The organism is Aeromonas sp. QDB30 (genome assembly GCF_027707645.1).
In the GTDB taxonomy this organism is placed as follows: Bacteria; Pseudomonadota; Gammaproteobacteria; order Enterobacterales; family Aeromonadaceae; genus Aeromonas; species Aeromonas caviae.
Map to the genome: position 1 here is coordinate 1 of NZ_JAPCIY010000018.1, position 12,233 is coordinate 12,233.

Sequence of the window (12,233 nt, forward strand, 5' to 3'; positions counted from 1 at the left end):
GAAAGTGTGCTAACGCCAGGAATCGCATGCGTTTCCTGGCGTTGGTTTCTGCCTTGGCGAGGGCCAAGAAATCGATTGGATCGGACATACTGAGTACAGTGAAACCAGAATAGAGCAATTAGATCACATCTTTAATCTGATTGGTATAACCAGACTTGTCGGTCAAATAGGTCTCGCTCACGCACCCGGCGGATACGTTGGTCGTGGATCAATGGCGTGGGTTGCAGGCATCGGCGACAACGGGGCAACAGGTCGGCGCGAGGCTCAAGGGTAAACAGGGTGTGATGGTTGGCAGAAAGCGCTTGGGCGATGACGGTATAACCTGGCCAGAAGGAGGCAATATCAATATGATGCACGGCGACAGCAGGGTGATGGTGGTGGTGTGTTTGGAGACAGCCAGTTTACCAGCACCCTGTCTGTCAACTTCCACTTCCCCAAGATCCCGCGAAGAACCTGATAAAAGGGCCCTGAGGCCCCTACTCACCATCCGTTGCAACCGGGTCTGGCGATGTCAGACCGCCTTTCGCAGGATCTGCTCCAGATAGTGCGCGAAGCTGTGGCCGTGGTGCTCCAGCAGTTTCGGGAACATGGAGATGGAGGTCATGCCCGGGAAGGTGTTGATCTCGTTGAGCAAAATCTCCCCTTCTTCGGTCAGGAAGAAGTCGATGCGCGACAGATGGGTCAGCTTGAGCTGACGGAACGCCTTGAGCGCGTACTCGTGGATGGCGTCGGCCTGGGCCTGAGTCAGCCCCTCGGCCTTGAGCGCGGTCTCGGTGTGACTGGCGCTGCTGTACTTCTCTTCATAGGTGTAGAACTTGTCCTGGGGTACGCAGATCTCCCCCGGATAGGTGGCCACCAGCTCGTCACCATACTGGTAGACCGCCACTTCCAGCTCGCGGGGCTTGACCGCTTTTTCGATCAATACCTGCTCGGAGTAACCGAAGGCATCGGCAATGCCCTTCACCAGGTCTGCCTCGTTGCTGGCGGAGTAGCAACCCACGGAAGAGCCCTGGGAGGCCGCCTTGATGAAGACCTTGCCCCACTTGGCCAGCGCCGCTTTTGCCTCGATCAGGCTCGCCTCACCTTGCTCGGTCAGGAACAGGTAGGGGGTATTGGGGATGCCGATGGCGGTGAGCCACAGCTTGGTGGTGATCTTGTTGAAGCACACCTTGCTCGCCTCGGCGTCACAACCCAGATAAGGCAGGCCGGCCAGCTCGAGGAAGGATTGCAGATCGCCGGTCTCACCGGGATAGCCGTGGATGCAGGGCACCACGTAGTCCACCGGACGGGCCACGCTGTCGAACGAGAGCAGCTTGTCCAGCCCCAGCTTGCACTCGCGACCGTCGGCGGAGAGCCAGCGGTCGGCAAACATCTCGACCCGGGTCACTTCGATACCGGGCAGGAGCCCAAGCTGTTTTTCGAGGAAATTGGCGCTGCGCAGCGAGACTTCGTGCTCGGAGCCGCCACCGCCGCACAGCAGCAAGACATGCATGTTCTTCATTAGATGTGATCCCTTGGGAGAAGCGGCTTCGTCATCATCATGTCAAACCCAACCGCATGAAAACCGGACGAAGCCAGAAACGAACATAAGTGCGGGCAGTGTAGCAAGGGAGGGGAAGCCTTGTCAGCCGATGGGGCGCACCTCCCCCTGCCCGGGCAGATAAAAGTCTCTTCCTGTGTCAGAAACAGGATGAAATGCGCTCAGCGGGGGGGATCGACCCGCCCGGCGCCATTGCCGTTGACCCGAAACCAGCCGGCAATGCTGTAACGCTCCCGGCTTGCGGGCAACACCTCGTGGGGAAACTCTTCAGACAGGAAGAGCACCAGCCGCCCGCCCCGGGGGGAGACATCCATCAGAAACTGCTCGCTGTCGTCATAGACTCGCAATATTCCCCCCGCCTCTGGCTGCCAGTCGTTGTTCAGGTAGAACACCGAGGTGAGCCGGCGGTTGGATCGCCCGGCGAAGGCGTCGCGATGGGTGGCGTAGAAGTCCCCCTGACGGTAGCGGGCAAAGTGGGCCTCGTAGTCGAACAGGCCCAGCATCAGGCTGCGATTGGCGGCCAGACGCAGGGACTCCATCCGGGCCAGATAGTCGGCCACCGGCGCGCCGAGGGAGGCGTCGAGCCAGTGGATCTGATCCCGACGGATATCGCGGTTGTCCTGATGCAGGGTCTCGCGCCCGATCCCCGCCGGTCGCCACTCGTCCGGCAGGCAAGCCTTGAGGGCATCCACCTCGGCGGCGGTTAAAAAATCATCCACTATCACCCAACCCCGGGTGTAGATGGCATCCATGACGGCTTGATAGTCCAAGATAGGCTCGCAGCGAGGGGAGAGAGTGCGCTTTGTAGCGACTTCGGACCATCGGCACAAACCGGATTGCTTCTCTTGAGAAGTCCCGCCATCAATAGGAGTCTGGGGGGCACAGACGCCCTCCCCCTTGCTCCCCGGTCCTCGGCCCGTTAACGTGCAAGGATTGTCCCCCGGGCGCCTTGTCGCCCCTCTTGCATCAGGAGAAACCATGCCCCTGCCCCTCATCCCCCTGCAACGACTCGATGGCACGGCCTGGTCCACCGCCGATCTGCAGGGCCGTGTCGTGCTGGTGGTCAACGTGGCAAGCCGCTGCGGTTTTACCCCCCAATACACCGGGCTTGAGGCCCTCTATCGCCAGTTCGGCCCCCAAGGCTTCGAGATCCTGGGCTTTCCCTGCGATCAGTTTGGCCATCAGGAGCCGGGCGATGCCGAGGAGATCGCCCGCTTCTGCTCTCTCGACTACCCTGTCAGCTTCCCCCTGATGGCCAAATGCGAGGTCAACGGCGCCGGGGCCCACCCCCTCTATCGCTGGCTCAAGGAACAAAAGCCCGGACTCCTTGGCAGCGAGGCCATCAAGTGGAACTTCACCAAGTTCCTGATTGACCGTGAAGGCCGAGTGGTGGACCGCTTCGCCCCCCAGACCAGACCGGAGGATCTGGTGCAGGCCATCGAGGGACTGCTCTGACGGGCGTGCGCCGCTCGCGACACGGCTGCTGCGCGTACGCCTCGCATCTGCTATATTACGCGCCCACTGTTCTCTTGTACGGTCGCTTTGCCGGGCTCAGGCCCAGCCTCGATGGCGACCCACCCTATTTTCCATGTCGTGACGGACCAAGGCTGCCGTCACCCGTTGAGCCCAAGGCTCGGAGTGTCCCTCGAACATGTCATTCAATGAACTGGGTCTGTCACCGCACATCCTGCGGGCCGTCAAGGAGCTGGGTTACGAACAACCCACCCCCATCCAGCAGCAAGCCATTCCCGCCATCCTGGCCGGGCAGGACGTGCTGGGCGGCGCCCAGACAGGCACGGGCAAGACGGCCGGTTTCACCCTGCCCATGCTTCATCGACTGCTGGCCAACCACGGCCGTGGCGGTCGTCGCCAGGTGCGAGCCCTGGTGCTGACCCCGACCCGGGAGCTGGCCGCCCAGGTGGGCGAAAGCATCATCAAATATGCCCACCACCTGCCGTTTCGTACCCTGATCGCCTATGGCGGCGTCAGCATCAAGCCGAACCTGGACGCCATCAAGCTCGGGGTCGACATCCTGGTCGCCACCCCGGGCCGCCTGCTGGATCTGCTGACCCAGGGCGCCCTGACCCTGAGCGCCCTCGAGGTACTGGTGCTGGATGAAGCGGACAGAATGCTCGACATGGGGTTCATCACCGACATTCGCCGCATCATGAAGGCCCTGCCGGAGGAGCGTCAGACCCTGCTCTTCTCCGCCACCTTCTCCAATGACATCAAGGCACTGGCGGACGATCTGCTCAAGGATCCCACCCTCATCGAGGTGGATCCCAGCAACACCGCCGCCGAGCAGGTAAGCCAGCGCATCATCCAGGTCGATCGGGAGCGCCGCCGGGAGATGCTCTCCCACATGATTGGCCGTGGCAACTGGCAGCGGGTGCTGGTGTTCGTGCGCACCAAGCAGATTGCCGACAGGCTCGCCCAGCAAATGCAGAAAGATGGCCTGGATACGGTCGCCATCCACGGTGACAAGAGCCAGGGGGCCCGCAACCGGGCGCTGGCGGATTTTCGTGAAGGCAAGGTGCGGGTGCTGGTTGCCACCGACATCGCCGCTCGCGGCCTGGACATCGATCAGCTGCCCCACGTGATCAACTTCGAGCTGCCCCAGATGGCGGAGGATTACATCCACCGCATCGGCCGCACCGGCCGTGCCGGGCGCGGCGGCGAGGCCATCTCCCTGGTGAGCCAGGATGAGCTGGGTCAGCTCAAGGAGATCGAGGCGCTGATCGGCCAATCCCTGACCGTGGAGATCCTGGAAGGGTACGAGCCGAGCGGCAAGCCGAGCCGCCAGACCCTGCCGGGCAGCAAGCCGGTGCAAAACCCGCCCCGCGCCCGTGGCCATGCCAACGCCAACGCCAAGGGCAAACCCGCCGCCGGGAAAGGCAAGGGTGATGGCGCCAAGAAGCCGGCCCAGCCTGCGCAAAACAAGTCCCGCAAGCGGGAAGTGGTGGGCGAGGACATCGGTTTCGCCCCTATGCGCCGTCTCCCCAAGGCCCAGCGGGGCGACTATCAGGACAACTCCAGCGAGGAGTGAGGGGGCGCGAGCCAAACCTCCTGAACAACAAAAAACCGCCCTCGGGCGGTTTTTTTATGCTCTAGCGCCCTTAACCGGCGGCCAAGGCCATGTGCAGCAGCGGATAGGGCTTGCCCTGGCCATCCAGGGGGGAGCGCCCCGTCACCTCGAAGCCCAGGTGCTGGTAGAAGCCGACAGCCTGGGCATTCTGTTCGTTGACGTCCACGCGAGTCGCCCCCAGACAACGGATGGCGTGGTCCACCAGCTGGCGGCCGACCCCGCCCCCTCTCGCCTCGGGGGCGATGAATAGCATCTCGATATTGCCCTCAGCCACCCCGATAAAACCGACGATCACGCCATCCTGCCTGGCGCAATAGAGGCGCACGGCATCGAAATAGTGTTCGAGGATGAGAGGCTTGAGGGTCGCGATATCCTCCTCTTGCAGGAAGTGATGGGTAGCGCGTACCGAGGCCTCCCAGAGAGCGATCAGGGCCGGGTAATCCCCGGTTTGTGCTGGTTCTATCTTCATGAATTGTTGGCTCAATTTATGGCAAAAGCGCCGATGCTAAGCCTCGGGGCCGAACCTCGTCAAGGTGCAGCCCTGGGCCTCTGCCTGCTTGATGACAAACCCCTTCTCGATGCCCGCCTTGAAGCCCAGCTTCTCATAGAGGCGATGGGCTTCATCGCGCCCTTCCCCCGAGAGCAGCATCACCTTGTAGCCATCCAGCCCCCAGGCCAGGGAGAGCGCCTGTTCAAGCACCTTCTGGCTCAGCCCCTGGCGTCGGAACGCAGAGGCCGTTACCACGTGCTCTATGATGCCACAGGGCCTGCCGCCGTTGCTCAGGGTCGGGATCACCCCGAGCTGGCAGGTGGCGGCGAGCTCACCGCCCACCTTCGCCACGATGATCCGCACCTCGGGCCTGGCCAGCAGGCTCGCGAGCGTCTCCCTCGCCATGGAAAGCGGCATCACGGGATCCCGTGGTCTGAGCTCGGCGTAAAGGCTGAGCAAGCCGCCAGATCCTGCTCCCTGCACTCTCTGATCACCACCATGGCAACCTACCTGATCTGCCACTCCTCTTTCGGCTGATCATGCATGACGCCAGCATGGAGTGTGCGCAGGCATAAAGAGAAAGAAGATGCCTCCCCAGGTTGGGAAGGCATCGCGATCAACGGGTCTTGACCGCCTGGAGCAGGACAGAGACGTCGGCGCCAACGCGGCGGGTCGCGATGGCTTCGCGAATGTCGCGCTCGCTGTAGCGACTGGCGGGGTAGACCACCACGCAGGCAGTGTCACCGGGAGCGAGGAAGTGGGTCTCGCCAAAGGGGGTGTAGCGGGTGGCGCCAATGCTGATGAGTGCATGGGCCGGGCGCCCCGCCTGGGCCAGCAGCCCCTGGATATGCTCGGCCGGGCCTTCGTCCTGCTGATGGTTGAACTTGTCGATGGCCCACGCCAGCAACTGACCGTGGAAGTAGCTGTAGTCCACCGCCGCGCTGTCGATCCCGTAGGGGTGCAGCTCGCCGCCGCGCTCCAGGTAGCAGGCGATGCGGTAGTCATCGAGCTCGCATCCTGCGGCAAAGTGGGTCAGGGGCAGCAGGTTCGCGGCCAGCCCCTTGCTCTCTTCACCCCAGTTCTTCTTCTCGCTGATCTTGTTGGCATTGGGGCGACGGATGGAGCAGTCGTTGTAGGCGCCAAACGCCTTGGGATGGATGGCCACCACCTGCTCCCCCGCGTACTCCAGCTCGCACCACAGTGCCACCTCGGGTTCAATCTGCACCTTCTCGTCCCCGCTCACCGCCGCCTCCGGCAGGAAGATGGCCTCGCCGCTCAGGGGAAAGACCCCGAGCTGGCCGGGATGGTTCGGCACATAGAAGGGGAACAGCGCCTTGGGGGCGACCTTGTCGTCAACCTTGACGGCGACGAAGTCCGCCGCCTCCCCTGCCTGTTCCAGGTGACCGGCGAAGTTGCCCGCCACGCCCAGTCCGATAAAGGGGGTCTGTGAGGTGATCTGCATCTGTGGCTCCACTGGCGCGGCCGGGGCCGCCGCCTCGTTGTCGTTGTTCAGGGCGGAAATACCGCCAAAGAGGGAGCTTATTAGAGCACAGCCCCCGTACGGCGCCCAGCCACCGGGCCACAAGCTGTGCACCAGGGCGGATTTTCCCTCACCATCTGGTCATAAAGTCGGCAGTCAATACGAAGCTGTGATCCCGATGCTTGGGAGAGCCCGGCACTTTTGCTAGGCTGACCTATTCATTTGCCGTTCGGGAGCCGTCGCAAGGCCATGACCACCCACTTTCAGGGGCGCTTCGAGGTGGAGTTCAAATACCGCCTGACGGACAGCGCCGCCTTTGTACATACCCTCACGGCCCTCGGCCCCGAGGTGATGGTGGCGGACAATCATGAGCAGGACTGCTACTTCGACACGGCAGATGGCGCCCTGGCCCGGGCAGAGAAGAGCCTGAGCATCCGCACCATGGCCCCCAGCGGCATCCGGCTCTGGATAGTCAAAGGACCCGGACCCGATCGCTGCGAGGCGGTCAACATCACCGATGCGGACAAGGCGGCCAGCATGGTGCGCACCCTGGGCTACCAGCCGGTGCTGACCATCGACAAGCGGCGCAGCATCTATTTTCTGGGGGCCTTCCACGTCACGGTGGATCACCTGGCAGGCGTCGGTGATTTTGCCGAGCTCGCCATCATGACTGACGACGAGACCGCCCTGCCCGCCTACCGCGCGCAGTTGCTGGCGCTGGCTAGCCGGCTGGGACTGGCGCCCGAGATGCGGGAAACCCGCTCCTATCGCACCCTGTGCGAGCAGCGAGCCCCCCTTTGACAAGCGGCAACAAGAGGAATCTGCCCATGATCGACAAACTCGCCTGGCTGACCTTCAAGAAGGGACAACTGCTGTGCGCCCGCTCCCACGGCAAGGACATCTACTACATTCCGGGGGGCAAGCGCGAGCCGGGCGAGAGCGACGAGGCGGCCCTCGTTCGTGAAATCGAGGAAGAGCTCGCGGTCACCCTGAAACCCGACACCCTGACGTTCGCCTGCGAGTTCAGCGCCCAGGCGGACGGCAAGCCGCAAGGGGTGAATGTCAATCTGCGTTGCTACACGGGGGACGCCGACGGCACGCCCGTCGCCTCGGCGGAGATCGCCGAGCTGCGCTGGCTGGACAGCCGCCACCTGGCCGAGGTCTCCCCCGTCTCCCGCCTGCTGTTCCAGTGGCTGGCAGCGCAGGGACTGATCCATTAAGAGACGGCGCACCTGACCGGATGACGATGGCACCGGCAGGAGAGTCCGCGCCCGAGACATTAATCCCCCACGTGGGCCAAGAGAGAAGATGAGGACATTCAATGGAGATCCTTGAGGTCGAGAGTACCAGAGGCATCAAACCGGCGCTGATCGCCCTGCTGCAAGATTGCGTGGCCAGCGGTGCCTCGGTGGGCTTTCTGCCTCCCCTGCAGGAAGAGCAGGGGCTGGCGTACTGGCAAGGCATCGAAGGGGAGCTGGCGGATGGAGTGCGCAAGCTCTGGGTGGCGTTTGATCAGCACCATCTGGTGGGCGCCCTGCAGCTCTCCCTGTGCACCAAGGCCAACGGGGGCCACAGGGCCGAAGTGGAAAAGCTGATGGTCCACAGCCAAGCCCGTGGCAAGGGGGTGGGCCGAGCCCTGATGAACGCCATGGAGCAAGGGGCCCGGGACGCCAGGCGTACCTTGCTGGTGCTGGATACCCGGGTCGGCGACGTGGCCTCCAGCCTCTATCGCCAGCTCGGCTATCAGGAGGCCGGCCAGATCCCGGACTTCGCCCGCAATGGGGACGGCACCCTGGCCGCCACCCAGTTCTTCTACAAGCAGCTCTGAGGCAGACGGCTTGGCAAGATCGGACAGCGTGCCGGTCTTGCCCCCTCCAAGGCTCGGCGCACATAGGTTTTTGGTTCAATCAGACTCATCGGCAAGGAGCCATCATGATATTGGAAGTCGCCCATCTGCAGATCATTCCCGGCAAGGCCACTGACTTCGAGCAGGCCTTCGCCCAGGCCCAGCACATCATCAGCGCCATGCCCGGCTACCTGGGCCACCAGTTGCAGCGTGCCCTGGACGATCCCCATCACTACCTGCTGCTGGTGCAGTGGGAACGGCTGGAAGATCACACCCGGGGGTTCAGGGGCTCCCCCCAGTACCAAGAGTGGAAGGCCCTGCTGCACCACTTCTACGACCCCTTCCCCAGGGTCGAACATTTTCAGGATGCAACACCGATCAGCGCCGCAAGCTGAACCTTGATCAGACAGTCCCGTCACGGGCTGATCAATGGCGTCAGGCCAGTCGCTCGGCCCTGTGGGCAATCTGCGGCTCGGCAAAGGCGCCCTGGGCCGCGATGAGCTGCAGCTCGTAGGCATTCGCCTCCCAGGTCTGTCGCAGCACCGCATCCACCGCGGCGTTGGTGCGCTCGAAGGCGCTCACCCCATCATATCCCGCCTGCAGGTTGGCCAGCATCAGGGCGCTGATGAGATCCCCCACGCCCACCGGTTGGCGCGCGAAATCGTAAAGGGGACGGGCGATCAGATAGTCTCCCTCGGGGGTGGCAAGCAGCATCTCGAAGCGGCCGGGGACGCTGGCGGCGCGACCCAGGTGCTTGACCAGCACCATCTTCACCCCCCTCTCCAGCAACTGGTGTGCGGCGACCCGGGTCTGGGCCAGGGTTGTCAGATGGACATCACACAGGGTCTCCAGCTCCAGCAGATTGGGGGCCATGATGTCCGCCACCGGCAGGGCCTGCTCGGTGAGAAAGCGGGTGACGCCCGGGGCGACGATGCACCCCTTCTCCGGATGCCCCATCACGGGATCGCAGAAATAGAGGGCCGCCGGATTGGCTCGCTTCACCGCCGCCACCACCGCCAGGATCTCGTCCCCCTGCTCCGCCGAGCCCAGATAGCCGCTCAGCACCGCATCGCAGCGCGCCAGCACCTCGATATTGCAAAGCCCCTGGCACAAGGCGGCAATGTGGCCCGCCGGCATCGCCATTCCCTGCCAACCCGCCTCGTACTGGGTGTGGTTGGAGAACTGTACCGTATTGATGGGCCACACCTCCATGCCGAGACGGCGCATGGGGAACACGGCGGCGCTGTTGCCGGCACAGCCAAACACCACGTGGGACTGGATAGAGAGAATGCGTTTCATCGACACCACCGCACAAGAAGCCTGAGGAAAAGAGGCAATATATCGGATGAAGAGACGGCTCTTCCAGCAATTAACGCCATGACTCCCTATTTATGCTTCTGCAGGCCTAACCTGCCGCATATTTGACCGCCGCTACCCTGTTCCTGCACAACCCTGGAGCCATCTCCCCCGCTGCTGCGGGGTGATAAATGTACCTGGACGCCTCTTGTCTGATGGCATACAAGGTGATTTTTTAACCAACCATAAACAGTCGGGATCAAGGATGAGGTCCGATGGAAAGGCGCCAGTCGGCAGTCGGCAGTCGGCAGTCGGCAGTCGGCAGTCGGCAGTCGGCAGTCGGCAGTCGGCAGTCGCAAAATAAGGCAACAAGGGCAAGGGTCAAGGAGGCGTCGGAAGATCACAGGACAAAGGCGGCCTACCCTTGCCTGACACCGTGGCAACGGCAAGCCATACGCAGTGGCGACAGCAAGTCACGTCACCAGTGCCGTGGCTGCAGCGAGTCGCCAGCAGTCGTCAGGGGGAGCGCGGTGCCCTTGGGCGTCTCAATCCCGGGCGAAGTGGTAGACCCAGCCTTCGTCCGGTGCCATCTCGTCCGGCAGGTCCACCAGGGCAGGCAGCGAGGTGACGGCCCCTTCGGCCGCATATTGCAGGGCCATCAGGGCGCAGAGCGCGGCATCATAGGGATCCGTGCCAGGGATGAGGGACGCCGGCAGGTGGGGTTGCAGCTCGGGCCGCACCGCAGAGGCTTTGCCCCCCATTTTGGCCAGGGCGGGATAGACCTCCAGCACCGCGCGCCCGGCAGCCCTCGCCTGTTTTGGCACCAGTTGCAGATCCCCGAGACGCGGCAGCATGGAGAGGGCCAGGGTGGCGTTGTTGCCGAGCCTGTCGAAGGTGGCGGAGAGGGGCTTCTTGCCATAGTGCTGATGGAGCCAGCGCTCGCAATCCCGGTAGGCGTAAGGGTTGTCAATCTCCCGCTGGGGCACGGGAAAGCCGCTCCCCCGCCCCGCCAGCAGATCGGCGAGGGCGCGGGGAAAGGCCAGGGGCGCATCGATGCCGAGAGCAAGGCGCGGGCAGGCCAGCACCTGCATCAGCGCCACCTCGTCTTGCAGGGCCGGGCGCAGCAGGGCATCCAGATCCGGCGCGACCCGGGAGCTCAGGCGAAACAGGGGGGAGATCCCGAGCCAGTGCAGACGCGACTCCCGGGCCTGCCAACCCACCACCGCCACCGCCTGGGCATTGCCCTGCCAGCCCCTCACGTCCCAGCCGATGCCGATGGCGTCCATGTGTTCCGTTGTCATGCCCCTGTTACCTCTGTGCAGCCTTGATGGAGCACAGGGTAATGGCTGCCCCTCCTAAAGCAAGGGCAAGTTGGTCCCTAGAAGGATTTCTTGAAGTTGATCAGGGGCAGAATGGGGAAGATGCCGTTCTCGGCGTAGTTGGCCAGGCCAATCTGCAAGCCGTCCAGGTGCTTGGTGGCATTGACGAATCCCAGCTGGAACGTGGTGCGTTCGGCATAGTTGACGAAGCCGACGTTGGCCAGGGCATTGCCCTGGGCGATGTTGACCGCCCCCCAGTTGAGCCCCTTCACATTGTTGGTCAGGTTGACGAAGCCCAGATTGAGGCCGGTATCCTGCCCTTCGTGCCAGTTGACGGCGTTGATGGCGACCCCGCCAAACTGATGGCGCACCCGGCTCGCGCCAAAGAACACACCAAGCTGCAGGCCGGTGAACTGATCCACGTCGGAGAGGGCGAACACCGGCAGATCGATCCCCCTCACCTGGCCGGTGCGGCCGTAGAGGAAGGAAGCCCGTGCCCCTTCCACCTGATTGGACGAGGGCAGGTTGACACCGGGCAGGGAGATCTGGACCGGCGTGCTGGCCTGGGCGACACCGGCGAGGGTCAGGGCACCACAGCCGAGCAGCAGGGCGAACGGTTTCATCGGGGATTCCTTGTGAAGAGGGTGTGGCTCAAGGGTACCAGCGCAGGCCCCGGGGGACGAGGTCCCGGCCCTTTCCCTGCGTCACCTCTCGTCTGAATCCGGGGATGGCTCTCTCGGCGTGACGGGGGAAGCGGTGGTGAAACTCCCTTGAGCGCCAGTGGCCCCCAGAGACACAACCAGCCCGGTCGGGCTGGTTTTATTGCCTGTGCTCGCCCCTTTTTCGGGGCAATTCGGCCCGGGCCCTTTCCCTGCCCCGCCTAACTGCCTAGAATGAGCCCCCGCTGTTTCAGCCATTCATCCAGCTAGAGGATTTCCCATGGAGACGTTTCTGCTCGAAGGTCACCCCTTCGTTGCCTTGTGTGACCTGATCAAGCATCAGGGTTGGGCCGATTGTGGCGGTGCCGCCAAGGCGCTGGTCGCCGAGGGCCTGGTGGAAGTGGACGGTCAGGTCGAGACCCGCAAACGCTGCAAGATAGTCGCCGAGCAGGTGGTCAACTTCAACGGCATGAAGGTCGTGGTGAAGGAAGGCGTCAGCCCCGAGATCCCCTGATCCT

The 12,233-nt window shown here is 63.4% G+C and carries 14 protein-coding genes and 2 pseudogenes; 7 read left to right on the forward strand and 9 right to left on the reverse strand.

Going from position 1 to position 12,233, the window contains the following annotated elements; translation table 11 throughout:
• Positions 1-146 precede the first annotated feature (146 nt).
• The 3 genes and pseudogenes from PG896_RS07865 to PG896_RS07875 all read right to left on the reverse strand — a co-directional run.
• A pseudogene (locus tag PG896_RS07865) lies at positions 147-356 on the reverse strand (ISL3 family transposase); the annotation flags it as partial.
• 155 nt (positions 357-511) lie between these two features.
• The gene (locus PG896_RS07870; protein ID WP_010674866.1) at positions 512-1,501 is read right to left on the reverse strand and encodes a D-alanine--D-alanine ligase; all 990 of its coding nucleotides are present in this window, start codon (positions 1,499-1,501) and stop codon (positions 512-514) included.
• Between the two features lie 200 nt (positions 1,502-1,701).
• Positions 1,702-2,310 (reverse strand): 2OG-Fe(II) oxygenase, encoded by a 609-nt coding sequence (locus PG896_RS07875; RefSeq protein WP_041211488.1) that lies wholly within the window; start codon positions 2,308-2,310, stop codon positions 1,702-1,704.
• Positions 2,311-2,518: 208 nt separating this feature from the next.
• On the opposite strand from PG896_RS07875, the gene PG896_RS07880 reads away from it, so the two are divergent.
• Entirely contained in the window at positions 2,519-2,995 is a 477-nt protein-coding gene (locus PG896_RS07880; RefSeq protein WP_039038588.1) for a glutathione peroxidase, read from the forward strand.
• 196 nt (positions 2,996-3,191) lie between these two features.
• Positions 3,192-4,586, forward strand: a complete 1,395-nt coding sequence (locus PG896_RS07885) for a DEAD/DEAH box helicase (protein WP_270835585.1) — start codon at positions 3,192-3,194, stop codon at positions 4,584-4,586.
• 70 nt (positions 4,587-4,656) lie between these two features.
• On the opposite strand, the gene PG896_RS07890 is transcribed toward PG896_RS07885, so the two are convergent.
• From PG896_RS07890 to PG896_RS07900, 3 genes and pseudogenes are all read right to left on the reverse strand, one after another.
• Positions 4,657-5,094, reverse strand: coding sequence for an acetyltransferase (locus PG896_RS07890; protein ID WP_069784644.1), 438 nt, complete (start codon positions 5,092-5,094; stop codon positions 4,657-4,659).
• 36 nt (positions 5,095-5,130) lie between these two features.
• Positions 5,131-5,615 (reverse strand): annotated as a pseudogene (locus tag PG896_RS07895) (GNAT family N-acetyltransferase).
• 116 nt (positions 5,616-5,731) lie between these two features.
• The gene (locus PG896_RS07900; protein ID WP_103243065.1) at positions 5,732-6,577 is read right to left on the reverse strand and encodes a DUF5718 family protein; all 846 of its coding nucleotides are present in this window, start codon (positions 6,575-6,577) and stop codon (positions 5,732-5,734) included.
• Between the two features lie 267 nt (positions 6,578-6,844).
• Here PG896_RS07900 and PG896_RS07905 point away from each other — a divergent pair, with 267 nt between their 5' ends.
• From PG896_RS07905 to PG896_RS07920, 4 genes are all read left to right on the forward strand, one after another.
• The gene (locus PG896_RS07905; protein ID WP_270835586.1) at positions 6,845-7,396 is read left to right on the forward strand and encodes a class IV adenylate cyclase; all 552 of its coding nucleotides are present in this window, start codon (positions 6,845-6,847) and stop codon (positions 7,394-7,396) included.
• A gap of 26 nt (positions 7,397-7,422) precedes the next feature.
• The gene (locus PG896_RS07910; protein ID WP_103243063.1) at positions 7,423-7,815 is read left to right on the forward strand and encodes an NUDIX hydrolase; all 393 of its coding nucleotides are present in this window, start codon (positions 7,423-7,425) and stop codon (positions 7,813-7,815) included.
• 101 nt (positions 7,816-7,916) lie between these two features.
• Positions 7,917-8,423, forward strand: coding sequence for a GNAT family N-acetyltransferase (locus PG896_RS07915; RefSeq protein WP_010674875.1), 507 nt, complete (start codon positions 7,917-7,919; stop codon positions 8,421-8,423).
• 104 nt (positions 8,424-8,527) lie between these two features.
• Positions 8,528-8,836, forward strand: a complete 309-nt coding sequence (locus PG896_RS07920) for an antibiotic biosynthesis monooxygenase family protein (RefSeq protein ID WP_103243062.1) — start codon at positions 8,528-8,530, stop codon at positions 8,834-8,836.
• A gap of 40 nt (positions 8,837-8,876) precedes the next feature.
• On the opposite strand, the gene pdxY is transcribed toward PG896_RS07920, so the two are convergent.
• The 3 genes from pdxY to PG896_RS07935 form a co-directional block, all read right to left on the reverse strand.
• On the reverse strand, positions 8,877-9,740 hold the full coding sequence (gene pdxY, locus PG896_RS07925) for a pyridoxal kinase PdxY (RefSeq protein ID WP_103243061.1): 864 nt from the start codon (positions 9,738-9,740) through the stop codon (positions 8,877-8,879).
• Positions 9,741-10,282: 542 nt separating this feature from the next.
• The gene (locus tag PG896_RS07930) at positions 10,283-11,038 is read right to left on the reverse strand and encodes a DUF429 domain-containing protein (protein WP_103243060.1); all 756 of its coding nucleotides are present in this window, start codon (positions 11,036-11,038) and stop codon (positions 10,283-10,285) included.
• A gap of 77 nt (positions 11,039-11,115) precedes the next feature.
• Entirely contained in the window at positions 11,116-11,679 is a 564-nt protein-coding gene (locus PG896_RS07935) for a VC2662 family protein (protein WP_103243059.1), read from the reverse strand.
• Positions 11,680-11,995: 316 nt separating this feature from the next.
• Here PG896_RS07935 and ybcJ point away from each other — a divergent pair, with 316 nt between their 5' ends.
• Positions 11,996-12,229, forward strand: a complete 234-nt coding sequence (ybcJ, locus tag PG896_RS07940) for a ribosome-associated protein YbcJ (protein ID WP_128274016.1) — start codon at positions 11,996-11,998, stop codon at positions 12,227-12,229.
• The last annotated feature ends 4 nt before the right edge of the window (positions 12,230-12,233 follow it).

Bases quoted from the DNA above. Each gene is read 5' to 3' on its own strand.
- PG896_RS07870 (WP_010674866.1), bottom strand. From the start codon at position 1,501: ATGAAGAACATGCATGTCTTGCTGCTGTGCGGCGGTGGCGGCTCCGAG.
- PG896_RS07880 (WP_039038588.1), top strand. From the start codon at position 2,519: ATGCCCCTGCCCCTCATCCCCCTGCAACGACTCGATGGCACGGCCTGG.
- PG896_RS07885 (WP_270835585.1), top strand. From the start codon at position 3,192: ATGTCATTCAATGAACTGGGTCTGTCACCGCACATCCTGCGGGCCGTC.
- PG896_RS07890 (WP_069784644.1), bottom strand. From the start codon at position 5,094: ATGAAGATAGAACCAGCACAAACCGGGGATTACCCGGCCCTGATCGCT.
- PG896_RS07900 (WP_103243065.1), bottom strand. From the start codon at position 6,577: ATGCAGATCACCTCACAGACCCCCTTTATCGGACTGGGCGTGGCGGGC.
- PG896_RS07905 (WP_270835586.1), top strand. From the start codon at position 6,845: ATGACCACCCACTTTCAGGGGCGCTTCGAGGTGGAGTTCAAATACCGC.
- PG896_RS07910 (WP_103243063.1), top strand. From the start codon at position 7,423: ATGATCGACAAACTCGCCTGGCTGACCTTCAAGAAGGGACAACTGCTG.
- PG896_RS07915 (WP_010674875.1), top strand. From the start codon at position 7,917: ATGGAGATCCTTGAGGTCGAGAGTACCAGAGGCATCAAACCGGCGCTG.
- PG896_RS07920 (WP_103243062.1), top strand. From the start codon at position 8,528: ATGATATTGGAAGTCGCCCATCTGCAGATCATTCCCGGCAAGGCCACT.
- pdxY (WP_103243061.1), bottom strand. From the start codon at position 9,740: ATGAAACGCATTCTCTCTATCCAGTCCCACGTGGTGTTTGGCTGTGCC.
- PG896_RS07930 (WP_103243060.1), bottom strand. From the start codon at position 11,038: ATGACAACGGAACACATGGACGCCATCGGCATCGGCTGGGACGTGAGG.
- PG896_RS07935 (WP_103243059.1), bottom strand. From the start codon at position 11,679: ATGAAACCGTTCGCCCTGCTGCTCGGCTGTGGTGCCCTGACCCTCGCC.
- ybcJ (WP_128274016.1), top strand. From the start codon at position 11,996: ATGGAGACGTTTCTGCTCGAAGGTCACCCCTTCGTTGCCTTGTGTGAC.